General features: G+C 71.7%; 23 protein-coding genes. 5 read left to right on the plus strand and 18 right to left on the minus strand.

From position 1 onward, the window contains the following. Window positions 1-41 precede the first annotated feature (41 nt). The 7 genes from K7C98_RS40960 to K7C98_RS40990 form a co-directional block, all read right to left on the minus strand. A complete protein-coding gene (locus tag K7C98_RS40960; RefSeq protein ID WP_224197379.1) occupies window positions 42-887 on the minus strand; it encodes a 3'-5' exonuclease in 846 nt (281 codons plus the stop codon). Window positions 888-1,001: 114 nt separating this feature from the next. Beyond that, entirely contained in the window at window positions 1,002-2,015 is a 1,014-nt protein-coding gene (locus K7C98_RS40965) for a zinc-binding alcohol dehydrogenase family protein (RefSeq protein WP_224197380.1), read from the minus strand. A gap of 27 nt (window positions 2,016-2,042) precedes the next feature. Then, window positions 2,043-3,038, minus strand: coding sequence for a HEAT repeat domain-containing protein (locus tag K7C98_RS40970; protein ID WP_224197381.1), 996 nt, complete (start codon window positions 3,036-3,038; stop codon window positions 2,043-2,045). Window positions 3,039-3,338: 300 nt separating this feature from the next. Further along, window positions 3,339-4,412, minus strand: coding sequence for a threonine aldolase family protein (locus K7C98_RS40975; protein ID WP_224197382.1), 1,074 nt, complete (start codon window positions 4,410-4,412; stop codon window positions 3,339-3,341). 18 nt (window positions 4,413-4,430) lie between these two features. Beyond that, window positions 4,431-5,246: a class I SAM-dependent methyltransferase gene (locus K7C98_RS40980; protein WP_224197383.1), complete on the minus strand. Its 816-nt coding sequence runs from the start codon at window positions 5,244-5,246 to the stop codon at window positions 4,431-4,433. Window positions 5,247-5,413: 167 nt separating this feature from the next. Then, on the minus strand, window positions 5,414-5,986 hold the full coding sequence (locus K7C98_RS40985) for a HEAT repeat domain-containing protein (RefSeq protein WP_224197384.1): 573 nt from the start codon (window positions 5,984-5,986) through the stop codon (window positions 5,414-5,416). A gap of 17 nt (window positions 5,987-6,003) precedes the next feature. Continuing rightward, window positions 6,004-7,014 (minus strand): hypothetical protein, encoded by a 1,011-nt coding sequence (locus K7C98_RS40990; RefSeq protein WP_224197385.1) that lies wholly within the window; start codon window positions 7,012-7,014, stop codon window positions 6,004-6,006. A gap of 79 nt (window positions 7,015-7,093) precedes the next feature. On the opposite strand from K7C98_RS40990, the gene K7C98_RS40995 reads away from it, so the two are divergent. After that, a complete protein-coding gene (locus K7C98_RS40995; protein ID WP_224197386.1) occupies window positions 7,094-7,819 on the plus strand; it encodes a hypothetical protein in 726 nt (241 codons plus the stop codon). A gap of 576 nt (window positions 7,820-8,395) precedes the next feature. On the opposite strand, the gene K7C98_RS41000 is transcribed toward K7C98_RS40995, so the two are convergent. The 8 genes from K7C98_RS41000 to K7C98_RS41035 all read right to left on the minus strand — a co-directional run bounded on the left by K7C98_RS41000 (window position 8,396) and on the right by K7C98_RS41035 (window position 14,559). Beyond that, entirely contained in the window at window positions 8,396-9,067 is a 672-nt protein-coding gene (locus K7C98_RS41000; RefSeq protein WP_224197387.1) for an alpha/beta hydrolase, read from the minus strand. Window positions 9,068-9,081: 14 nt separating this feature from the next. Next, window positions 9,082-9,225 carry a hypothetical protein gene (locus K7C98_RS41005; RefSeq protein WP_224197388.1) on the minus strand — a complete coding sequence of 48 codons (144 nt, stop codon included), beginning with the start codon at window positions 9,223-9,225 and terminating at the stop codon, window positions 9,082-9,084. Between the two features lie 162 nt (window positions 9,226-9,387). Next, entirely contained in the window at window positions 9,388-10,971 is a 1,584-nt protein-coding gene (locus K7C98_RS44525) for a hypothetical protein (protein ID WP_276572761.1), read from the minus strand. Then, window positions 10,968-11,438, minus strand: a complete 471-nt coding sequence (locus tag K7C98_RS41015; protein ID WP_224197488.1) for a hypothetical protein — start codon at window positions 11,436-11,438, stop codon at window positions 10,968-10,970. Before K7C98_RS41015 ends, K7C98_RS44525 begins: the two co-directional genes overlap by 4 nt. Before the next feature lie 279 nt (window positions 11,439-11,717). Continuing rightward, entirely contained in the window at window positions 11,718-12,338 is a 621-nt protein-coding gene (locus K7C98_RS41020; RefSeq protein WP_224197389.1) for a hypothetical protein, read from the minus strand. 44 nt (window positions 12,339-12,382) lie between these two features. After that, entirely contained in the window at window positions 12,383-12,715 is a 333-nt protein-coding gene (locus K7C98_RS41025) for a hypothetical protein (RefSeq protein ID WP_224197390.1), read from the minus strand. Further along, entirely contained in the window at window positions 12,712-13,539 is an 828-nt protein-coding gene (locus tag K7C98_RS41030) for a hypothetical protein (RefSeq protein WP_224197489.1), read from the minus strand. The genes K7C98_RS41025 and K7C98_RS41030 overlap by 4 nt, the downstream gene beginning before the upstream one ends. 549 nt (window positions 13,540-14,088) lie before the next feature. Continuing rightward, entirely contained in the window at window positions 14,089-14,559 is a 471-nt protein-coding gene (locus K7C98_RS41035) for a hypothetical protein (RefSeq protein WP_224197490.1), read from the minus strand. A 399-nt stretch (window positions 14,560-14,958) separates the two neighbouring features. Between K7C98_RS41035 and K7C98_RS41040 the strand changes: the two genes are divergently transcribed. After that, on the plus strand, window positions 14,959-15,579 hold the full coding sequence (locus tag K7C98_RS41040; protein WP_224197391.1) for a tetratricopeptide repeat protein: 621 nt from the start codon (window positions 14,959-14,961) through the stop codon (window positions 15,577-15,579). A 148-nt stretch (window positions 15,580-15,727) separates the two neighbouring features. Here K7C98_RS41040 and K7C98_RS41045 read toward each other — a convergent pair whose 3' ends face one another. Next, on the minus strand, window positions 15,728-17,056 hold the full coding sequence (locus K7C98_RS41045) for an RsmB/NOP family class I SAM-dependent RNA methyltransferase (protein WP_224197392.1): 1,329 nt from the start codon (window positions 17,054-17,056) through the stop codon (window positions 15,728-15,730). A gap of 43 nt (window positions 17,057-17,099) precedes the next feature. Between K7C98_RS41045 and K7C98_RS41050 the strand changes: the two genes are divergently transcribed. Continuing rightward, the gene (locus K7C98_RS41050; RefSeq protein ID WP_224197393.1) at window positions 17,100-17,600 is read left to right on the plus strand and encodes a hypothetical protein; all 501 of its coding nucleotides are present in this window, start codon (window positions 17,100-17,102) and stop codon (window positions 17,598-17,600) included. Between the two features lie 78 nt (window positions 17,601-17,678). After that, window positions 17,679-17,924 (plus strand): hypothetical protein, encoded by a 246-nt coding sequence (locus K7C98_RS41055; protein WP_224197394.1) that lies wholly within the window; start codon window positions 17,679-17,681, stop codon window positions 17,922-17,924. A gap of 51 nt (window positions 17,925-17,975) precedes the next feature. Here K7C98_RS41055 and ettA read toward each other — a convergent pair whose 3' ends face one another. Then, on the minus strand, window positions 17,976-19,655 hold the full coding sequence (ettA, locus tag K7C98_RS41060) for an energy-dependent translational throttle protein EttA (protein WP_224197395.1): 1,680 nt from the start codon (window positions 19,653-19,655) through the stop codon (window positions 17,976-17,978). 262 nt (window positions 19,656-19,917) lie between these two features. Between ettA and speA the strand changes: the two genes are divergently transcribed. After that, window positions 19,918-21,924 carry a biosynthetic arginine decarboxylase gene (gene speA / locus K7C98_RS41065; protein WP_224197396.1) on the plus strand — a complete coding sequence of 669 codons (2,007 nt, stop codon included), beginning with the start codon at window positions 19,918-19,920 and terminating at the stop codon, window positions 21,922-21,924. A 718-nt stretch (window positions 21,925-22,642) separates the two neighbouring features. Here speA and K7C98_RS41070 read toward each other — a convergent pair. Further along, window positions 22,643-22,804: a hypothetical protein gene (locus tag K7C98_RS41070; protein ID WP_224197397.1), complete on the minus strand. Its 162-nt coding sequence runs from the start codon at window positions 22,802-22,804 to the stop codon at window positions 22,643-22,645. Between the last annotated feature and the right edge of the window lie 736 nt (window positions 22,805-23,540).

Consider the following 23,540-nt stretch of genomic DNA (forward strand, 5'->3'; position numbering starts at 1 on the left):
GGCTCCGACAGGGCTGGCAAGGCGCGAGGAGGGTCGCGGCGCTAGCCCTCGCCTTCGCGCGGGCGCAGGCGGATCCGCCCGGTCAGCGCGTCGCGGACGATGCCCTTGGTGTCCTCGTCGAAGTTGCCGGTGACGATCGAGCGCATGTAGGCGCGCTCGGTCGGCTCGCTCGCGGCCCAGCGCAGCGACTTGCCCTTGAGCCGGCCGAAGTTGAACACCGGCTCGTTGTCGCGCCAGATGAAGCGGCGCGCGCCGTCGACGTAGCCGGCGCTCGTGATGTTGGAGACCTCGTGCAGCGACTCGATGTCGAGCCCGAGCTCGCCGTAGCGGCCGAGCTGGCCGGCGAACACCTCGAGCGTGGCGATCGTGTCGGCCTCGGCGCCGTGGGCGTCGACGAACTCCTTCTCGCAGTAGAAGCGCATCGCGGCGGTGAGGTTGCGCGGCTCCTTCTGGTGGTAGATGACCTGGGCGTCGATGACGCGCACGCCCGACAGGTCGAAGGCCTTGCCGACGCGCGCGAACTCGGTCTGCAGCACGCGGACGTCGAAGCGGCCGATGTTGAAGCCGGCGAGGTCGCAGCCGCGGAGGTAGCTCAGCAGCTCCTCGGCGATCTGCCCGAAGGTCGGCTTGTCGGCGACGTCTTCGTTGGTGATCCCGTGGATCTCGCTGGCCTCGATCGGGATCCGCACGCCGGGGTTGATCCTCCAGGTGCGGGCCGGCTCGACCCCGCGCTCGGCGCTGAGGCGGATCATCGAAATTTCGACCACGCGATCGAGCGCCGGGTCGGTGCCGGTGGTCTCGGTGTCGAAGAAGATGAGCGGCCGCTTGAGTCCGCGGAGGAAGTCGGCGAAGCGCGGACCGAGCTGTTCCACCGTCGGGATGGGCATGCGTGGACTGAGCATGGCGACGCGTGGGTTATACCCGGAACTCCCGGCGAGGGGGGGCGAGCCGACGATCTGGCTCAGACCAAGTCCGCCGGCGCGCGGCGCACTCGCGCGGCGCTACGGGACGACTTCCAGCACGGTCTTGCCGACCGAACGCCCCGACTCGAGCAGCCGGTGCGCGGCCTGAACCTGGTCCCACGGCATGGTGGCGGTGCGCGTGCCGAGCAAAACCCCCTGGTCGAGGAGGTCGGCGACCCGCGCGAGGATCGCTCCCTGGCGCGAGGGCGCGGCGCCGAAGAGGGGTCGGGCGAACATGTATTCGAAGGAGATGTGACCGCGCCGGCGGAACAGCGGGCCGAGGTCGAGCGGGCCGTTCGGGGCGACGATCCCGCAGACGTGGCCGAACGGCCGCACGACCTCGAGCACCTGCGGCAGGTTCTGCGTCGGCTGGACGGTGTTGAGCACGAAATCGACGCCGTCGTCGCCGCGCTCCCGCAGCTGCTCGGCGAGCGGCTTCGTGTGGTCGATCACCGCGTCGGCCCCGAGCCGGGCGCACCACGCGACGGTCTCGGGCCGCGAGGCGGTGGCGATCACGCGGAGGCCGCACACCTGCCGCGCGATCTGGATGGCGATCGAGCCGACGCCGCCGGCGCCCCCGACGACCAGCAAGGTCCGCGCGTGCTCGCTGCTGCGATCGGTGGGGGCGATCCCCATGTTCTCGACGAGCGCCTCCCAGGCGGTGAGGGCGGTCAGGGGGATCGCGGCGGCGTCGCGGTGCGAGAGGGTCCTGGGGCGACGGGCGACGATCCGCTCGTCGACGGCGACGTACTCGGCGTAGGAACCGGGGCGCGTGACGTCGCCGGCGAAGTAGACCTCGTCGCCGACGCGGAAGTGTTCGACGTCGCTGCCGGTCGCGGCGACGACACCGCTGGCGTCCCAGCCGAGGATCAGCGGCGGCGCGGCCACGGCGGCGCCGGCCGTGGCGCCGCGTCGGACCTTGGTGTCGACGGGGTTGGTGGCGGTGGCGTGGACGCGCACGACGAGGTCGCGCGGGCCGGGCTCGGGCTCGGGGACGTCGACGAAGTGCAGGACCTCGGGGCCGCCGTGGATGGTCTGACCGATCGCTTTCATGCCGCGTCACCGAGGTTCGCGGCTGGTTCAGCCGCTCGCGGCGGCGCCGGTGGCCCGAGGCGCCGCGCTCGGCTCGGGCGTGCCCGGGCCGGCGGTGCGGCCGGCCTTCTTCGCGGCCTTCTCGGCGGCTCGCCGCTTGCGCAGCAAGAGCTCGGCCTTGCGCGCGATCCGGTGGCTCTTGCGATCTTTCGCCAGCGACTCGAGCTCGGGCAGCCAGATGATGCCCTCGGGGTCGATCTGCTCGAGCGCGAGGAAGGCCTGCAGCCGGACCTCGCGCTCGTCGTCGGCGAGGGCCTTGATCAGGACGTCGCGCGACTTGGGCAGGCGCAGCATGCCGAGCGCCTGCACGGCGGCGGCGCGCAGGTCCCAGTCGGAGTCGAAGGTGCTCGAGTAGAGCTCGGGGAACAGCTCCTCGCCGTTGCGCGCGAACCCGGCGGTGCGGGCGGCGGCGATGTTGACCTCGGGGTCCTCGTCCTTGAAGCCGCGCCGCAGGCCGTCGATGTTGTACGGGGCGGACGCGTAGCGCATGACCTGGACCAGCTGCTTGCGCACCAGCGGCGAGGCGTCGATGCCGATCAGCGCGGCCGCTCCCTCTTGCCAGTCCCCGCCGGTCAGCGGCAGCGCCTCCACCAGCGCGCAGCGGACCTTGACCGGGTCGGCGCTGCGCAGCAGCCTGCGCAAAAGGACAGGCGCGACCTTGGGGTCCTGCAGCTCGCCGGGCGAGAAGAACACGGCCTCGTCGACCTTGCGATCGGGCTGCAGCTGCTCGAGGCGGGCGAGCCGCGCGGGGTCGCTGGTCTGCATGGCGTCGACGCCGATGGCGAGGCGCTGGCGCCAGTCGAGCTGCAGCGTCGCGGTCGCGCCGGGGGCCGCCTTGCTGGATGTCCCTGAGGACAGATTCTTCGCGGCCGGCGGCGCGACCTTCGAGGCGGGCGCGGTGACCGTCGCGGGAGCCGTGGTGGCGGGCGCGACGGGCGCGGCGAACACGAGGGCGGCGACGGTGCAGGCGAAGATGATGGCCATCGCCCCCGAGCGTGAAGAGTCGTGCTCAGGCGTGCAAGCGCGCAGCCCGGACGCGACCTTTGAGCCTCAAAACACGCCTCTGCGCCAATTCCGGCTCTAGCCGTCACGGCGTGTGTCGCGCTTGGCTCCAGATATCAGAGAGGGCAGAAGACCGCAGGTGGGCGGTTTCGAGCTGACTGGAGAGACATGTCGAAAGGGGCATGTCTCGAAAGACTCTTGGCCATGTGTCCGGGGGCGACGAGCCGCGGTGGCTGCGATGACGCTCGCGTCGCGACGCGCTCGACCTGTGACCGCGAGCGATCAGACCGGGATGTCGGCGAGGAAGCCGTCGATGTCGGCGGGCGTGGTGGCGAAGCTGCACATCAGGCGGGCGCGCGTGCCGAGGGGGGTGGCGAACGGGTAGAACGTGTGGCCGCGGCTGCGCAGGCGGCGGTCGAGGGTCGTCGGGATGTCGACGAACACGGCGTTGGACTCGCGCGCGAACGCGGGGGTGAGGCCGCGGGCGCGCAGGCCGGCGGCGAGGCGCTCGGCCATCGCCGCGGCGTGGGCGGCGTGGCGGACCCACGCGCCGTGGGAGAGCACGCGGTTGAACTGGCCCGACACGTAGCGGTGCTTGCTCAGCAGGTGGCCGGTCGACTTGCGCAGGAACGGCAGGCGCTCGGCGGCGCGGGCGGCCGCGGCGGAGCGGCCGGCGAACAGCACCACGGCCTCGCCGAGCGCCAGGCCGGCCTTGGTGCCGCCGAACGACAGCGCGTCGACGCCGGCGTCGACGGTGAGCGCGCGGCAGGCTGCCTCTTCGGACAGGCTCTGCGTCTGCATGACGTGGGCGACCGCCTGGCTGAAGCGGGCACCGTCGACGTGGACGCGGTAGCCGTGCTGGCGGGCCACGCGGCACAGCGCGGCCAGCTCGGCCGGCGCGTAGACGGTGCCGAACTCGGTCGGGTTCGACAGCGTGAGCACGCCGGGCGCCGGCTCGTGGACGTCGCCGCGGCGGCCGAGCAGGTGCGGCATCAGGTCTTCGGGGGTGAGCCGCGTCGGGTCGGAGCCGGGGTCGATCGGCGTCGTGCGGCACAGCGTCATCCGCTCGGGCGCGGTCGACTCGTCCTCGTTGTAGTGGCTGTAGCGGTGGCACAGCACCCGCTGCCACGGCTCGGTCAGCGAGGCGATGCCGAGCGTGTTGGCGGCCGTGCCGGTGGCGACGAAGAACACCGCCGCGCGGGCGTCGGCGCCGAACAGCGCGGCGACCCTGGCGCTCGCGCGCTGCGTGACGTCGTCGCCGCCGTAGGCCAGCGCCTCGCCCTGCGCCGCCTCGACCAACGCGGCCAGGGCCTCGGGCACGAGGCCGGCGTTGTTGTCGCTGCGCAGGTTCGTCATTGCGGCCTGTCCCTCAGGTCATGTCGAAGCGACCAGGTAGGTCAGCCAGATCTCCTGGTTCTGCTCGTGGGCGATCTCGCGGTACTCGGTGGTCCCGTCCTCTTCGTCGGTGTACTCCCAGAACACCCGCGGCGCGGTGAAGCCGGCCTCGTCGAGCAGGTCGCGCAGCTCGGGCAGCGTCCACACCCGCCAGCGGTAGGCGAAGGCCGGCTCGATGCGCGAGCCGTCGGGGAACGCGAAGCTGATCGAGCAGCGGGCCGTGTGGTCGAGCGGGTTGAACTCCTGGTGGTCCCAGATGTACGAGAAGCCGTCGTACTCGCGCTGCTCGTGGTAGTCGGCCACGGCCTCGGTGCCGCCGATGCAGTCGAGGATGAACAGGCCGCGCGGGCGCAGCGAGCGGCGGACGTTGCGGAAGTAGGCGAGCAGCTGCTGGCGGGTGGGCAGCAGGAAGTAGCTGAAGTTGAGGGCGCAGACGACGTCGGCGCGGAGGTCGTTGGGGGCGAGGACGTCGGCGTGGACCAGCTCGACGCGGCCGGACACGCCCGGGCCGGCGGGGCCGAGGTTGTGGCGGCGGGCCCAGGCGAGCGCCTCGGCGTCGAGGTCGACGCCGATCGACTTGCGCTGCGGGCCGCGCTTGGCCCACTCGGTGGCGAGCAGGGCGGTGCCGCAGAAGTCCTCCTTCAGTACGCGGGGCCGGACGCCGCGCATCTCGGTGTAGACGCGCTCGATGAACTCGATGTTGTCGGCGGGGGCGTTGACCGCCTCCTGGTAGAGGGCGAAGCGGTCGGCCTGTTCGGCGAGGGGGAGCTTGCGGGCGGTGGAGCGGCTGGCCATGTGGCTTGGAATGGAGGCGCGGGAAGCTAGCACACCCGCGGGGCCGACCGCTACGCCGCCGCGTGGCGATGCGTGCCGGCCGAGGGTCCGCGTCCTCCGCTCGTGTGACGCTCGCGTCGCCGCGGGTCCGGTCGGTGCGGCCGCTCGCCGGCCGTGCTGCGCGTCACTCAGGCCGGCTCGTCCGCCGCCTGGTCCTCAATGCGCTCGATCGCCCAGGCCAGGCGGTCGCGCGTCCGGTCGTCCTGCTCGGCGTCGAGGGCCGCCTGCAGCGCCGGCAGGTCGGCGGCGTCGCCGAGCTTGCCCAGGCCCTCGGCCGCGAGCAGGCGCACGCGCGGGTCGTCGTGACGAACTGCCTCGAGGAACAGGTCCTTTAGTTCAGGGCTCGAAGTCCATGACCGAAGAGCCCGGCGGCACACGGCGCGGACCTGGTCGTCGGCGTCGCGCAGGCCCCGGGCGATGAACGGCACGTGGGCGGCGAAGCGGGCGCTGAGGGCGTGGGCGGCGGTGCGGCGGGCCTCGAGGTCGCCGGCCATCCACTTGGCGAGGACCTCGGGGGTGGCGGCGGTGCGCACGGCCTCGCGGTAGGCGACGGCGTCGGGGCCCTCCATGAAGTCGTTCATCGCCTGGACGAGGGCCGCGAAGGCGCGGTCGTCGTGGGCGGCGGCGAGGTCCTTGGCGGCTGCGGGCGAGGGGTTGTCGGCGAACGCCTGGACGCGGCTTTCGAAGTCGGGGGTCGGCATGGTCGGCTCCGTGAGGTTCAGGCGCGGCGGCCGAGGTCGGCGACGTGGCTCGGGCCCTTCGCGTCGTCGCCCGGGTTGTCGGGGTTGACCGAGTGGAGTGCTTGCAAGATCTGCGAGAAGTTACGGCGCTGCAGCAGCTCGTCGAGCAGCTTCAGCATGGTGTCGCCGATCATGCTCCAATACGTCACGCGACGGGTGCCGATGAGGTCGAGGCCGCCGGCGTTGACCTTGGGGTTGAGCTTGCGCAGGTTGTAGAAGTAGTCGTTGGTGCGGCAGCCGTTGAACAGCCACAGCCGGTAGCGCTTGTCGAACGCCTGCTTCGACATGCGGCGGATGTTGGGGTCGCTCTTCAGCTGGTCGACCATCACGTGCGCGCCGAACTCGGCGGTGTGATAGTTGCGCAGGTTGATGACGATGTTGCCGGAGTTGACGCGGCGGATCTGCAGCCGCCCCTTGGCCACCAGCGCCCGGTACTCGGCCAGCGGCGAGCGCTTGTTCGTGCGGCCGCGCTCGACCAGGAACTCCTCGAGGTCCTTGTACTCGCTGAAGCTGGCCTCGATCGCGCCCTTGCCGTCGACGAGGTCGGCGGTGAAGTTGTAGTCGAAGTCGGGGCCGGTGCCGTAGCGGCCGTGGCCGCCGTACATCGCCACGTCGCAGCGCCCGAGGCCCTCGAGGAAGGCCGAGGCCGCGTCGCCGCCGGCGCTGCCGTCGCCCGTGCGCACGAGCGTGACGACGACGTCGACCGGGCGACCGGCGACGTCGTGAGCGGCGGCGCGGGCGATCCAGTGCTCGGCGAGGCGCTGGGGCGCGACGCGCCCGGCGGCAGCGATCCGCGCGCCGGCGCCGACGTCGTCGCGCGTGAAGCCGCGGGCGACGAGGCCCGACTCCAACAGGTCGTCCTGCGAGCGGTTGGAGCCGTACTCGTCGAAGCCGCAGGCGATCATGACGGTGCAGAGCTGGTCGGCGAACAGACGCTCGTACCAGGGAGAGCCGGGTGGGGCGAGGGTTCCGTTGATGCGCGGCGCCATGCGCGGGCAGCATACCGAGTCGGCGCGGGGCTCGCACGCGGGCGACTTCGCGACACGGATGTGCGAGGATGCGCCCGCCATGAGGTTCGCGCGCTCGCGGGAGATCTGCGTGACGGTGTCGCTGACGCTGATCCCGTCGCTGGTGTACGCCGCTCCCGTCGAGGCGAACGCGGCGCCCGCAACGACGCCGGCGAACTTCGGCTCGCCCGCGACCGGTGCCGCGTCCGCGGCGACGAAGACGGATGAGAGCGCGGCGACGACCACGGCACCACCGACCGATGCGGCCGCGAGCGAGACCGTGGCCCCTGCACCGGAGGCTCCAGCCGCAGCGGCGCCCGCTGCTCCGGTGACGGCCCCGGGCGGCGCGGTGCCGGTCGAGGCCGAGCCGCAGGAGCCGGGCCGATCGCGGCCGCGGACGTGGCAGATCTACCAGCGCCCGCTGCCCGGCGCGGAGCACAGCTGGGGGCCGCCGAACGGGCAGATGCCGGCAGTGGTGGAGGTGTCCGAGACGCCGGTCGATCCGAACATTGCGCCGCCGAACGGGACGCCGCGCATCATCGTCGGCGCGATCGTCGGCACGCTCGGCCTCGTGGTGCTCGGCCTCGGCATCGCCGCCCGCACGAGCGACGTGTTCGGCGAGGACCGCCGCGCCGGCGTGCCGCTGATCGGCGGCGGCCTGGTGACGGCGGCGGTCGGCTGGGGCCTGTTCACGCATGGCATCTTGCGCCGCCGCGCGTTCCTCCGCTGGCAGGCCGGGCGCGCCGAGGTGGCGCTCGGCGGGGCGGGGCTCCTGCTGCGGTTCTGAGCTGTCCGAAGGGACAGGGCCTGGATGGCCCGGGGAACAGGAGGGCCGGCTCCTCATCCTCCCTGGACCGCCGCGATTCTCTTCAACCGCGACAAGCGGGGCCCACGACGCTCTCCACGGGCGGACGGGAGGCGGCGCAGTGGGAGCAGCCGGGGGCCTCATGCCTCGCGCGCAGACGCCGATCCGATCGGCGGACACGGCAAAGCATCGGCGGCGAGCACGTGGCATGGCAGGTCCGGCGTCGCGACGGGACCCGCTGCGCCGCCTCCCGTCCGCCCCACGGCGATCGCCGCGGCCCCGCCCTTCGATGGCATGACGCGCGTCGCGTGGGCGGCTATCGGCATGGCAGGTCCGGCGTAGCGACCGTCCGCCCCCCGACGATCGCCGCGGCCTCGCCCTCCGATGACATGACGAGCGTCGCGTGGGCGGCTATCGGCATGGCAGGTCCGGCGTCGCGACCGTCCGCCTCGCGACGAACGCCGCGGCTCCGCCCTCCGATGAGGCTCGCCTGTCGGCATGGCTCATGGACCATGTCCGACAGACCATGCCCTTACGGGCATGTTTTGAAAAACATGCTCAACGGGGCAGGCGCTCGTGCAGCCAGCCGGCGGCGAGCTGGAGCTCTGCGGGGGAGACCTCGTGCTGGATGGGGAACTCGTGCCAGCGGACGTCGCGGCCGGGGCGGAGGGCGGCCTCGTAGGCGGCGCGGCCGGCGAACGCGGGGACCAGGGGGTCGAGGCGGCCGTGGCAGAACAGGGCGGGAGTGTCGAAATTGGCGCGGGTCTGTTCGTCGCGGCGGTCGGGCAGGACCTCGTAGCCGCTGAGGACGAGCAGGCCGGCGAGGGTCTCGGGGTGGCGCGTGCCGGTGTAGAGGGCCATGGCGCCGCCCTGGCTGAAGCCGCCGAGGACGATGCGCTCGCTGGGAATTCCGCGGGCGTTCTCGCGGGCGATGAGGCGGGTGATCGCCTCGGCGCTGGCCCGGATGTGCGCCTCGTCCTCGCGCGGGCCGGCGTGCGGGTCGAAGCCGAGGCTGCGGATGTCGTACCAGGCGGGCATGACGTAGCCGCCGTTGATGGTGACCGGCAGCGACGGGGCGTGCGGGAGGATGAAGCGCGCCCACGGCAAGTTGAACAGCGGGACGGCCGGCTCGAAGTCGTGGCCGTCGGCGCCGAGGCCGTGGAGGAAGATGACGCTGGCGGTGGCGGGGACCTTGGCGTCGACCTCGACGCAGGGGAGCAGTTGGTTCATGACGGCACGTCGGGTCATTCGGCGGCGGCGCCGAGGATGATGCCGCTATAGATCGATCCGGCGGCGATGGACAGATCGCCGTGCTGCTGCTCGGGGTCGATGTCGGCGAGACAGGCGGCCTTGACGCCGCGTGGGCGTCGCCGAGGCCGATCTCGCAAGCGGTGCGGAGGGCGCATGGGGCGGTGGCGCGGATCCCGGCGAGGGTGTACGGGCCGCCCTCGCCGGGTCGCGGCCCGGGCGCTCGGGACCCCTCGCGGCCGCGGGAGCGGCCGGTCGACGAATTCCACGAGCGGATCGAGGTCGTGGCAGAGAACGACGACTCAGTACGTCATCCACTCGAGGCAGCAGTAGCGACTGTTGAAGTTCGTCTGGTAGCCGTGGTTCTCGTCGAAGTTGCCGCAGTCGAAGGAGTTGGTGGCGATGATGTCGTCGTCGCCGATGCGGTCGCCCATCAGGACGCCCTGCACGAGCGGCATGTTGGTGGCGCACGCGCGCTGGACCTGCTCGTAACGACAGAGGTAGGCGCCGCCATAGGCGGTGCGGCAGCGGTTCTGGCCGTAGATCCAGTTGCCCGTGCCGACGTTGTCCCGGTAGACGCAGAGGCGAGAGTGCGCCGTGACGACGCTGTGGAACTGCGCCGCGGGATAGTTGGGGCAGGCCGGCATGCTCGTGGGGCCAGGAATGCCCTGGGGACCTTGCGGGCCCTGGGGACCTTGCGGGCCTTGCGGGCCGATCGCACCGGTCGCGCCGGGGTCGCCCTTCGGGCCTTGCGGGCCTTGCGGGCCGACGGGGCCGGCGGGGCCCATCGGACCGATCGGGCCGATCGGGCCCTGGGGGCCTTGCGGACCTTGCGGGCCGGCGGGACCGACCGCGCCGGGCTCGCCCATGGGACCTTGCGGGCCGGCGGGGCCGACATCGCCTTGCGGGCCTTGCGGACCGGCGTCGCCCTGGGGGCCTTGCGGGCCCGCGGGGCCGACGTCGCCTTGCGGGCCTTGCGGACCGGCGTCGCCCTGGGGGCCTTGCGGGCCCGCGGGGCCGACGTCGCCTTGCGGGCCTTGCGGACCGGCGTCGCCCTGGGGGCCTTGCGGGCCGGCGGGGCCGGCGGGGCCGGCGGGGCCGTCGGCGCCGGCGGGGCCGGCCGGGCCTTCAGGGCCCGCAGGGCCAGCAGGACCGGCGGGACCGGCCGGGCCATCGGCGCCGGCGGGGCCGGCAGGACCTTCAGGGCCCGCAGGGCCAGCAGGACCGGCGGGACCGGCGGGGCCATCGGCGCCGGCGGGGCCGGCAGGACCTTCGGGACCTTCGGGCCCGGCGGGGCCGGCGGGGCCCGCAGGGCCTTCAGGACCGGCAGCTCCATCGGCGCCGGCGGGGCCGGCGGGGCCGGCAGGTCCGGGCGGGCCGGCGGGACCGATCAATCCTGAAGGATCGCCGACCCACTGACCGTTCTCGTTGATGACCTGGCCGAAGCCCTGGATGTTGACATTGGTGGGGTTGATCTCACCGCGGACGTCGCCGGCGAACATGGCATAGGGGACGCTGACGATGGCGGCGCGGGGGGTCATCTCCGGGTCTGCGCCGACGGTGATGCCGAGCCAGCGGGTGGAGCCGTCGAAGACGAGCTCGTCGAGCACCAATTGTTCGCCGAGCCTGACGGAGAAGAAGCCCTCGTCGAAGTCGACGGTGATGGTCTCGGACCAGATCTCGTTGCCGTCGACCTCGGCGTCGTAGATGGCGAAGGTGAGGTCCTGGGTTCCGGTGACGGGCCCACCGTTGGCGTCGAAGAGGCGGCCCTGATGGGTGACGAGGGCCGGTACGGCGAGGGCGCTGGCGTCGAACGGGAGCATCCAGGCCGACGCGAGCACGGCGCCGAGCCACCACTTTTTAATGAAGCGAGCCCTGGTTGTCATGGAGGGTTCCCGTTGGCGCCGATGAGGCCGCCCTGGAGGCGAAAGTTGGCGGAGGTGTAGATGCCCTGATTCTGGGTGGGCTGGCCCAGGGTGAAGACCATGCGGAAGTTGGGGCTGGAGGCGACGGTGCCGCTGTTGACGGTCTGGGTGATCGAGCGGCCGACGAGGGGATCGCCGGTGGTCGAGTCGGTGTCCGTGGTGGTGGTGGTCGCCGTGGTGTCGGTGTCGCCCGTGGTCGTGGTGGTCGACGTGTCGGTGGTCGGCTCGACGGTGGTGGTGGGGAGGTCGGTGGTCGTCGAATCGGTGGACGTCACCGGATTGGTGGTGGTGGGGGTGTCGGTGGTGGGCGGAGACGTCGGCGAATCGGTGGTCGGAGACGGACCTGCGGTATCGGTCGTCTCGCTCTCGCTACCACCAATGGAGTCGGTGCCGGCGGTCGTGTCGTCGGCGCAACCATTCGCCGCCAAGGTCGCGGCACACAGCAAATCCAAAACAGCCCCACACCTGCGCGAACGCGCGGTTCGGCGCATGTTCACCCCCCAGTCCAAAGATCGGTCGCGCCTTTTTGAACGCGGCGATTTTGGAAGGTATCATGAATCGCCGCACGCCCACAAGCCACAGTTTCGCGCGGGCCGGTGCGCAGGTAGTTACGCAGAGCCGGCTCGCCGATTCGATTCGTCACTCGACGAGTGACGTCTGCATTGCGCGCGGGTCCGAGCGATGTGTCCTTGAAGACAGGTACGCGATCACGGCGGGGCGACCACGCCGCGGACCGTGAGCTCGACGCCGGGGGGAGGGATCGACATGGCGAACGGCTGCGACTGGAGGCACTCGCTGACGGCGGCGGCGCTGCCGTTGTCGGCGAACTGGCGCGCGAGCAGCTTGCCGTCGGCGCCGAAGGTGGCCTGAAGGAAGACGCCGCGCGAGTCCTTGCCGCCGCAGGCGCGCAGGAGCCCGCTTCGCTGGCCGTCGAGGGCTCTCTGCAGCTCGGCGGTGGCCGCGGCGCGAGCGGCCTCGGTCCGCGCCTGGGCGCTCGTGTCGACCTCGAAGCGCGGCCCGGGGTCGGCCAGCCAGGCCCGGCGCTCGGGGGTCAACATGTCCTCGGGGACAGGTTCGATCGGCGGCGGGGAGGCGGCGACGTGGTCGGGGCGCGGGTCGAAGTCGTCGAACGTCCGCCGCGCGGGGTCGACGTCGGCCGGCCGCACGCCGAGCGCGACGGCGAGCTCGGGCTCGGCTGCGGGCGGGGGCGGCTGCGGCTCCGCGCCGGACAACGCGTACCAGCCGCCGAGCAGGAGCGCGGCGCTGCCGGCGAGGGAGGCGGCGATCCGTCGACCGCTGCGGGCGATGGTGTCTGAACTTCGGGACATGTACGATCATTGTCGCCGCCCGGCCGTGCGGCCGGGGCGGACGGTCAGTACTTGGGCCATTCGGAGCAGCAGTACTTGCCGGTCATGCCGTTGCCGACCCCCGTCTGGCCGTCGAAGTTGTTGCAGTCGGCGATGTTGACGAACATGGCGTCGTCGTCGTCGACGCGGTCGGCGAGCCACGAGTCGATGATCGGGACGAATCCGTTGCCGGCGATGCAGGCGCGACGGATCTCCTCGTGGCGGCACAGGTGAGCGCCGCCGTAGAAGTTGTAACAGTCGCTCGCGGACAGGTTCCAGTTGGTGCCGAAGTTCTCGTGGTACACGCACAGCAGCGAGCGGGTGGTGTTCACCGAGGCCATCTGATTGGCGAAGTTCACGGTGGGGCAGGCGGGCACGCTGCTGGGGCCGGGAACGCCTTGCGGACCTTGCGGACCCTGCGGTCCCTGGGGACCTTGCGCACCGGTGGCGCCTTGCGGGCCCTGGGGGCCGGCAGGGCCGGCAGGGCCGGCAGGACCAACGGCGCCGGCAGGACCGGCGGGGCCCATCGGACCGATCGGGCCAATCGGGCCCTGAGGACCTTGTGCGCCAGCGGGACCTGCGGGGCCGGCAGGGCCGGCGGGACCGGCGGGGCCGGCAGGTCCGTCGGAGCCTTGCGGGCCGGCGGGGCCGGCATCGCCTTGCGGGCCTTGAGGACCGGCGGGGCCGGCATCGCCTTGTGGGCCTTGCGGACCGGCAGGGCCGGCATCGCCTTGTGGGCCTTGCGGACCGGCGGGGCCGATATCGCCTTGTGGGCCTTGAGGGCCGGCGGGGCCGATGTCGCCTTGTGGGCCTTGAGGACCGGCGGGGCCGATATCGCCTTGCGGGCCTTGAGGACCGGCGGGGCCGATATCGCCTTGCGGGCCTTGCGGGCCGGCGGGGCCGATATCGCCTTGCGGGCCTTGCGGGCCGGCGGGGCCGATATCGCCTTGTGGGCCTTGAGGACCGGCGGGGCCGTCGGGGCCGGCAGGGCCGGCAGGGCCGGCAGGGCCAGCAGGGCCGTCGGCGCCGGCGGGACCGGCCGGGCCTTCAGGGCCCGCAGGGCCGGCGGGACCGGCGGGACCGGCCGGGCCATCGGCGCCAGCGGGGCCGGCCGGGCCTTCGGGACCCTCGGGCCCGGCAGGGCCGGCGGGGCCCGCAGGGCCTTCGGGGCCGGCAGCTCCATCGGGGCCGGCAGGACCGGCGGGGCCGGCAGGTCCGGGCGGGCCGGCGGGGCCGATCAATCCTGAAGGATCGCCGACCCACTGACCGTTCTCGTTGATGACCTGGCCGAAGCCCTGGATGTTGACATTGGTGGGGTTGATCTCGCCGCGGACGTCGCCGGCGAACATGGCATAGGGGACGCTGACGATGGCGGCGCGGGGGGTCATCTCCGGGTCAGCGCCGACGGTGATGCCGAGCCAGCGGGTGGAGCCGTCGAAGACGAGCTCGTCGAGGACCAATTGCTCGCCGAGGCGGACGGAGAAGAAACCCTCGTCGAAGTCGACGGTGATGGTCTCGGACCAGATCTCGTTGCCGTCGACCTCGGCGTCGTAGATGGCGAAGGTGAGGTCCTGGGTTCCGGTGACGGGCCCGCCGTTGGCGTCGAAGAGGCGGCCCTGGTGGGTGACGAGGGCCGGTACGGCGAGGGCACTGGCGTCGAACGGGAGCATCCAGGCGGACGCGAGCACGGCGCCGAGCCACCACTTTTTGATAGAGGAGCGAGCCCAGGTTGTCATGGAGGGTTCCCGTTGGCGCCGATGAGGCCGCCCTGGAGGCGAAAGTTGGCGGAGGTGTAGATGCCCTGATTCTGGGTGGGCTGGCCCAGGGTGAAGACCATGCGGAAGTTGGGGCTGGAGGCGACGGTGCCGCTGTTGACGGTCTGGGTGATCGAGCGGCCGACGAGGGGATCGCCGGTGGTCGAGTCGGTGTCCGTGGTGGTGGTGGTCGCCGTGGTGTCGGTGTCGCCCGTGGTGGTGGTGGTCGACGTGTCGGTGGTGGGCTCGACGGTGGTGGTGGGGAGGTCGGTGGTCGTCGAATCGGTGGACGTCACCGGATTGGTGGTGGTGGGCGTGTCGGTGGTGGGCGGAGACGTCGGCGAATCGGTGGTCGGAGACGGACCGGCGGTATCGGTCGACTCGCTCTCGCTACCACCAATGGAGTCGGTGCCGGCGGTGGTGTCGTCGGCGCAACCATTCGCCGCCAAGGTCGCGGCACACAGCAAACCCAAAACAGCCCCACACCTGCGCGAACGCGCGGTTCGGCGCATGTTCACCCCCGATCCATGCATCGCGGCGGTCGACGCGATTTCGCCGAAAATATCACGAGCCGTCGCGGGCCGACAAGGCACAGTTTCGCGCGAGCGGGTGCGACGGCCGCTGCACGGCTGCTTATGCGTATGTCCCGAGAGACATGTATGCATTCCGCGAGCGAGGACGCGGACGTCTCATTCGATAGGACTGAAAGAACAGGTCGTGGAGCGCCGGCGCGCGGCGGTCGGGGTGGGATAGGGGGACGGCGGAGATCGCGCGGGCGCTCGCGAGTCGATGGGCGAGGGCAGGCCGCCTATTTAATGATAAGACAGCGGGGCCCACCGAGGTCCTGGATGAAGCCCTGTCTGCGCCGTGTCGTGCTCCCGCTCCTGCTCGCGTTGCCCGTGGCCTGCGACGGCTCGGCTCCGGCCGCCCCGCCCGCGCGCCCGGCCTCCGAGGCCCCGGCGGCCGAGCCGGCCGCGTCGCCGGAGGCCGAGCGCCAGTACCGGGAGGCGCTCGAGCTGGAGGCGGCGGGTCGCCACGAGGAGGCCCGCATCGCCGTCGAACAGGCGATCGCCGGCGGGGCCGGCCGCGACGCCAAGCTGCTCGCGGCCAAGCTGGCGATCCTCCGCGAGGACCTCGACGAGGCGACCCGCCTGCTCGAGCCGCTCGCGGCCGACGGCGGCGACGCGCTGGTCCTCTACAACCTCGGGCTCGTGGCGCAGAAGCGCGGCAAGTACAACAACGCCCGCAGCCGCTACCTGGCGGCCCTGAAGGCCGACCCGAACTACAACCCGGCCCGCTTCAACCTGGCGGTGCTGACGTGGGAGGCGGGGGTCAAGGACGAGGCCCAGCACCACGCCCGCAAGTTCATCGAGGCCGCCCCCGACGACCCCAACGTGGCCAAGCTGCAGGGGATGCTCGGCGGCGTCGCCCCGGCCCCGGCCGGCGGGGCGGACCCGGCGGAGCGGTAAGAGGAGCCGCTTTAATAAAGGCCATGTCGTCGAGGACAGGGCGCCGAGGACCTGTCTTGACGAACATGCTGCGAAAGACAGAGTGAGCTCGAGTGAGCGCTGCGGATGGTGATTTCGGCGACGCGGTCGGTTGCCGAAGTCGCGCGGCTCAGGTCGGGCGCAGGCGGGCCAGGTAGAAGCCGTCGGTGTGGTGCGTCTCGGGGGTCCAGGTCTCCTCGTGCTCGCGCGTGAACAGGCCGGCGTCGCAGGCGGCGCGGACCAGCAGCGGGCCCTCCTCGGGCTCTAGGCTGCAGACGGCGTAGACCAGGCGGCCGCCGGGGCGCACGCGGGCGCGGCAGCGGTCGAGCAGGCGGCGCTGGAGGGCGGCGCAGGCGGCGATGTCGTCGTACTGCACGGTCGCGCGCAGCTCGGGGTGGCGGGCCAGGTTGCCGAGGCCGGTGCAGGGGGCGTCGAGCAGGACGGCGTCGTAGGTCGCCTCGTCGACGCCGGGCTGCGGCTCGGGGGCGGCGAGGTCGGCGACCACCGAGGAGAACTCGAGCCCGGGCGCGTCGAGCTCGCCGCGGCGGCGCAGACCGGCGTGCTCGCCGAGGCGCAGCTCGCTGGCGTCGGCGGCGACCAGGCGGCCGCGGCGGCGCATCAGCTCGGCCAGCTGCAGCGACTTGGTGCCCATGCCGGCGCAGGCGTCGAGGACATGTTCTCCAGGACATGGCGCGAGAGCCAGGGCCGCCCGCTGCGCCCCCAGGGCCTGGATCGCGAACAGGCCGCGCTCGTACAGCGGGTGGCGCACCAGCTCGCCGCCGCCGCGCACGCGCAGGGCCTGCGGCTGGTCGGCGATCACCTCGACGACGGCCCTGGGGTCGGCCTCGCGCAGGGCGGCGGCGACCTCCTCGGCTGTCGTTCGGGACAGGTCGACCCGGAGCTCGACGGCGGGCGGGCTGGCGAGGGCGCGGGCGCGGGCGAGGGCGACGTCGGGGCCGAGGGTGGCGAGCCAGCGGCCGGCCAGCCAGCGGGGGATCGACCAGCGGTTGGCGAGGACGTCGAGCGGCTTGCCGGCGGCGAGGCGGGCGTCGATGGCGGCGCCGTCGCGGTCGATGGCGGCGAGGATCGCGTGGATCGGGCGGGCCAGGGCGCCGCTCGGGTCGAGGGCGGTGGCGAGGCCGAGGGCCTGGGAGATCGCGGCGTGCGGCGGGTGCTGGAGCTCGCGCAGCTCGAAGGCGGCGACGCGGGCGATCTCCCGCGCGCGGGCGCTGAGGTTCTTCGGGCGCGCGGCGGCGGCGTCGATCAGGGCGTCGAGGCGGCCGCAGTGGCGCAGCACGCCGTACACGAGGGTCGTGGTGAGGCCGCGCTCGCGCCGCTCGAGGTCGGGGTGGCGCTCGAGCTGCTCGGCCAGGATCCGGTTGCTGAAGCCGCGGCGTTGATCGATCTGCCGCAAGGTCGTGACGGCCAGCGCGCGGGCGGTGATGGGGTTTCTCGGCACGGGGGCGCGGATCGTAGCCGCAAAGGGTGTTATGGTGTCGGCGATGTCGACGCGCCAAGGCGCCGCGATCGCCGCCGTGGTCGCCCCCGGGCTCCTGGGGGTCGCCCTCGCGGGCTGCGAGGAGCCGCTGCAGCCGGTGTCCGAGGCGCCGACGCTGCTGGCCGAGGCCGGCGACTACACGGCGTGGGCGCGGCCGAAAAACCGCGAGGAACGCCAGCCGGTGGTGGCGCCGCACGGCGGGTTCGTCGACACCTATATCAATGACGTGGTGGTGGCCGACCTGGCGATGGTGCTGCCGGAGGGGCTGGCCGAGTGGTCGGACGGCGCGACGGTGGTGCTGGCCGGCTACGACGCGATGGAAGGCGGCTCGCTGGTGCAGGTGGCGGTGATGCACAAGCAGGACGGCGTGTGGGCGTGGGAGCAGTACGACGGCGCCAGCGACCAACCGCGCTTCGCCGGCCGGCCCGACGTGTGCGTCGGCTGCCACGGGGCGGGCGAGGACTTCGTGAGGTCGTTCCGCCTGCCGGACCCGCCGAAAAAGTAGCGATCGGGCGGTTCGGGCGCAGCCGAGGCCGCTCGCGCTGCGCTTGCCCGCCGGCGGGCGAGGGGCTATGCCCCGGCCATGCTGCAGAGCGCACTCGTCCGCGTCCCGACCGAAGACCTCAAGCGGCTGCTCGCGCTGCTCCACCGCGGCGAGCTGCAGTGCCCGCTGACGCCCGTCGAGGTGACGCGCTGCGGCTTTCAGGTGCACATGGAGTCGCTGCTCGGCCACCTGCGCGGGCTCGAGACGCCGGCGGTGCGGGCGGTGCTGACGGCGGTGCTGTCGGAGCGGATCGCGGCGCAGGAGCGGATGCCGCGGCTCGTCTGAGAAGTGTCATCGGGGACATGTCCTGGAGGACATGTCCCCGATGGGTGCGGCTCAGTGGGTCAGCTTCTTGTAGCGGATCCGGTGCGGCTGGAGGGCGTCGTCGCCGAGGCGCTTCTTCTTGTCGGCCTCGTAGTCGGCGAAGTTGCCCTCGAACCACGTGACCTTGGAGTCGCCCTCGAAGGTGAGGATGTTGGTGGCGATCCGGTCGAGGAACCAGCGGTCGTGGCTGATGACGACGGCGCAGCCGGGGAAGGACAGCAGCGCCTCCTCGAGGTGGCGGAGGGTGTCGACGTCGAGGTCGTTGGTCGGCTCGTCGAGGAGCAGCAGGTTGCCGCCGCGCTTGAGCAGCTTGGCCAGGTGGACGCGGTTGCGCTCGCCGCCCGACAGCACGCCGACCTTCTTCTGCTGGTCGGCGCCGTTGAAGTTGAACTTGCTGACGTAGGCGCGCGAGTTGACGTCGCGGCCGGCGATGCTCAAAACCTCCTGGCCGCCGGAGATCTCCTGCCACACGGTCTTGTTGGGGTCGAGCGCGTCGCGCGTCTGGTCGACGTAGGCGATGTCGACGGTCTCGCCGATCTTGATGTTGCCGCCGTCCGGCTTCTCCTGGCCGGTGATCATGCGGAACAAAGTGGTCTTGCCGGCGCCGTTGGGGCCGATGACGCCGACGATGCCGCCGCGCGGGAGGGTGAAGGTCAGGTCCTCGAACAGCAGGTGGTCGCCGTAGGCCTTGCTGATGCCCTTGCACTCGACCACGGTGGTGCCGAGGCGCTTGGTGAAGGGGATCACGAGGTCGGTGGTGTCGACCCGCTTGTCGCTCGCCTGCGCCAGCAGCTCCTCGTAGGCCTTGACGCGGGCCTTGCTCTTGGCCTGGCGGGCGCGCGGGCTCATCTGCACCCACTCGAGCTCGCGCTGCAGGGTGCGCTGGCGGTTCGACTCGGCCTTCTCCTCCTGGGCCAGGCGCTTCTTCTTCTGGTCGAGCCAGGACGAGTAGTTGCCCTTCCACGGGATGCCCGAGCCGCGGTCGAGCTCCAAGATCCACCCGGCGACGTTGTCGAGGAAGTAGCGGTCGTGGGTGACGGCGACGACGGTGCCGGGGTAGTCCTGCAGGTATCGCTCGAGCCAGGCGACGCTCTCGGCGTCGAGGTGGTTGGTCGGTTCGTCGAGCAGCAGCAGGTCGGGCCGCTGCAGCAGGAGCCGGCACAGGGCGACGCGACGGCGCTCGCCGCCCGACAGCTTGGTGACGTCGGCGTCACCCGGCGGGCAGCGCAGCGCGTCCATGGCGATCTCGAGCGTGCGGTCGAGCTCCCAGCCGTTGCCGGCGTCGATCTTGTCCTGCAGCTCCGCTTGCTCCGAGAGGAGTCGATTCATCTCGTCGTCGCTCATCGGCTCGCCGAGCTTCATGCTGACCTCCTCGAAGCGGGCCAGCGTCTGCTTCATGCCGGCGACGGCCTCCTCGATGTTGCCCTTGACGTCCTTGGCAGGGTCGAGCACGGGCTCCTGCGGCAGATAGCCGACCGAGGCGCCCTCGGCGCTCCACGCCTCGCCGCCGAACTCCTTCTCGACGCCGGCCATGACCTTGAGGAGGGTCGACTTGCCGGAGCCGTTGAGGCCGAGCACGCCGATCTTCGCGCCGGGAAGGAAGCTGAGCCAGATGCCCTTCAGCACCTCCTTGCCGCCGGGGTAGACCTTGCGCAGGTCCTTCATGGTGTAGATGTACTGATACGAGGCCATTGCCGTGACGACTCCTGGAGCGCCCCGCGGGCGCGGGGCGGGAGGATAGCAGAGGCGCGGGCGAGCAACCGCGGGCGGCTGCGGCGGCGGTTGCGTGCGCCGCCGGCCGCGACCGGCGCGAACGGTGACGCCCGGCGGGTCCAGGCCGGCGGGGCGCGGCGGCATTTTCGGGGGCTGCGCGGCGAGTCGGGGCCCCCAGGGGGGCAGGATCGCCGGGAGGGCTTGCGGCCGGGGGCGATGCGCACCCATCATCCCCCGCGAGATGAGCCAGACGACGGAAGCAGAAGTGGTGAAGCCGGCGGCGCCGGTGGCGGTCGAGGTCCCGGTGGGCATCGAGCCGGACGCGAGCAAGCGCTCGGCGCAGGCGCAGGCGCTCGCCGTCGAGACGTCGTTCAAGCGCTACGGCATCAACCGCTGGGGCAGCGCGTTCATCCGCGCCAGCAACGAGGGCCACCTGGTGTTCGCGGCGCCGAACTCGCCGGCGGTCGACCTGTTCGCGCTGTCGCAAGAGCTGGCGCGCCGCGGCATCCGCACGCCCTACGTGGTGCGCTTCCCGACGATGATCGAGAACCAGATGGGCACGCTGAAGGACGGCTTCGCCAAGGCGATCGCCGACAACAGCTACGAGGGCAAGCACATCGGCGTGTACCCGCTCAAGGTCAACCAGCGCCGCAGCGTGGTCGATACGGTCGTCAAGGCGCGTGAGAAGTTCCACTATGGCCTCGAGGCGGGCTCGAAGCCGGAGCTGCTGCTGGCGATGGCCCAGCCGCCGCTCAAGGGCTCGCTGCTGGTCTGCAACGGCTACAAGGACCGCGAGTTCATGCGCATGGCGTTCCACGCGGCCGAGCTCGGGCACCACGTGATCATCGTGCTCGAGTCGACGCGCGAGGTCCGGCGCTACCTCGACGTCGACCAGGAGCAGGACTGGACCGCCAAGCCGGAGGTCGGCATGCGAGCCAAGCTGTACAGCCGCGGCAGCGGCCGCTGGCAGAGCTCGGGCGGCGAGAGCAGCAAGTTCGGCCTGACGACCAACGAACTGCTGGCGGTGGTGCGCGAGCTGACCCAAGCCGGCGCGATCGAGCGCCTGTCGCTGCTGCACTTCCACATCGGCTCGCAGATCACCCAGATCAAGCGCATCAAGACGGCGGTCCGCGAGGGCGCCCGCATCTACGCCGAGCTGCAGCAGCTGGCGCCGCAGCTGCGCTACCTCGACCTCGGCGGCGGCATCGGCGTCGACTACGACGGCAGCCGCACGTCGTACCCGTCGTCGGCCAACTACTCGCTCGAGGAGTACGCGTCGCAGGTGGTGTTCGAGGTGATCGAGGCCTGCCGCGAGGTCGGAGCCCGCCAGCCGACGCTGCTCACCGAGTCGGGCCGCGTGGTCGTCGCCAACCACGCGGTCACGATCGCCGACCTCCGCGAGGTCCAGGGCGAACTCCTGCCGGTGCCCGAACCCAGCGAAGACGAACACCGCCTGGTCCACGAGCTGCGCAGCACGCTCGAGAGCCTCAACATCAAGAACGTCGAGGAGTACTTCCACGACGCGATCGACTACCGCGACGAGTGCCTGCAGCTGTTCTCCCGCGGCTACCTGAGCCTGCAGGACCGCGCCAGCGCCGAGGGCCTGTTCGGACGGATCCGCAACAAGGTCGAGAAGATCGTCGAACCCATGCCGCACCCGCCGGAGGAGATCGTCGACTTCCTCGGCAAGGCCCACCAGAAATACCTGGTCAACTTCTCGATCTTCCAGAGCATCCCCGACGCGTGGAGCATCGACCAGGTGTTCCCCGCGGCGCCGCTGTCCCGCCACGGCGAGAAGCCGACGATCAACGCGCAGATCGTCGACATCACCTGCGACAGCGACGGCTGCGTCGAGACGTTCGCCCACCCCGACGAGAACATGCCGTACCTGCCGCTCCACGAGCGCCGCGGCTCCGACGAGAAATACTACCTCGGGTTCTTCATGACCGGCGCGTACCAGGACAGCCTGGCCAACGTGCACAACCTGTTCGCCCGCTGCCACGAGGTCATCCTCCGCAACCCCGACGACGACATGGTCCTGCCAGGCAGCGAACGCGTCGAACTCGGCGAGAACTTGACGTTCGAGATCAAGATGGGCGCGACCTGCGAGGACGTGCTGTCCGCGATGGACTTCGACGTCGAGCGCATGATCCGCTGGCTCCGCGACCGCCACCTCGCGGTCGAGACGACGCTCGGCGAGTCGTGGCTGCTCGGGGTGCTGCAGAGCTATCCCTACCTGTCTCGCTGATCGGACGGCTTGAAGCGGCGATCGTCGTGGGTTCTTCGGGAGCGCGGCGATCGTCGTGGCTTCTTCGGGACGCGTTGATCGTCGTGGCTTCGCGGGGCGGGGCCGCGGCGATCGTCGTGGGGCGGACGGGAGGCGGCGCAGCGGGTCCCGTCGCGACGCCGGACCTGCCATGCCACGTGCTCGCCGCCGATGCTTTGCTTGAGCGTGTCCGTCGATTGGCCCGGCGTCTGCGCGCGAGGCATGGGGCCCCCGGCTGCGTCCCACTGCGCCGCCTCCCGTCCGCCCGTGGAGAGCGTCGTGGCCCCGCTTGTCGCCGGGTGAAAAGGCTCGAGCTCGAGCTCGAGCTCGAGCTCGTTGCGTGTGCGAGGTCGGCTCGGGCTCGCGTCTCTGGGTCGGAATGTCGGCTCCCAGCAGCGATCGCCCTTCGAGGTCGAAGTTCTCACCACCTTTCCCCCCTGCGTGACCGGGCGAGCGGGGATCACGGACAGTCGGGTGTCGCGGCGTCGAGCCCGGCGCGCCGTCGCAGGAGAATGGCACGCCGTAAATGAAGCGAGATGGCCCTGTTGGACGGCCAGCCCTGGCCGTCCAACAGGCGCTCATGACCATGTCCAGCGGATGTCGAGCAGCGGAGCTCACGACGACGGGTCGGCCTCTCACGGCTGCAGCCGTGCCGGGGTCCGGGGAGGGGTCGGCCGCGAATACGAATTCGTCGCCAGATCTACGCTGCAAGGACGATACGGTACTTTTTCCGTTTCGCTTCCATGCTGTTTCCAAACCGCGCCGAGGGCGCCGGAGGGACGGGATGGCCTGTCATGTTCGCGATCTCGGCCACCGCCTCGCCGGCGAGCTTCCGCTTGTCCGGGTGCAGGTAGTAGCTCATCGTCGTCTTGAGCGACTCGTGCCTTGCCAGGGCCTGGAGGGCCACCGGCTTGACGCCCCCTCTCCGCCAGGTGGGTGAGGCGGCTGTGACGGATCCGGTGGGGGCCGTGCTGCCGCAGTCCGGCATCCCGCTGCATCCTGAGGACCCGCTTCCCGAGCGCGCGATCGCTCGGGAACTCAACCGCGCCTCGTCCGAGGACGAACGCGTGGTCGCTCTCCTCCTTCAGCTCCTTGAGCGCAGCTGCCAGCCGAGGAGTGAGCGGAATCGTCCCTTCCTCGCCCTTGGGTGACGACTGCAGAACGCCTTGGCAGACGTTGCGGACGATCTCCATCGTCCCCGCGGCGAGTCCTGTGTTTGCGCCGGCTCGCGGCCGCGTCGGCTGGTTCCAGGGCGCTGCGTTGCTCGCATCGCTGCCCGCGGCGGTACATCGCGCTCCCGTCGCCGAGCCCGGTGTGTTGAGCGACGAGCAGCGCCGGAGAGGCGCCGAAGACAAAGGTGCTCGCCACGCTGCTCTCCGGCTCGCTCGATTCCCGGAGCGGACTGAGCGCTCGAGGACTCGCTACCCACGCCGGCAAATCTTTGCCTCCCGCCGCGCTCGCGCCATCTTTATACCGCAAGTGCCATGACGACGAGCACGAGGACCGCGGCAGGGGCCGTCCAGCTGCGTTCGATCGGGCAGAGGCAGAGCTTGTCGGCGAGCGCGTGTAGCGATCGGCCGCAACCAGACCGCGCACGC

The organism is Nannocystis pusilla, from assembly GCF_020073745.1.
GTDB lineage: Bacteria > Myxococcota_A > Polyangia > Nannocystales > Nannocystaceae > Nannocystis > Nannocystis radixulma.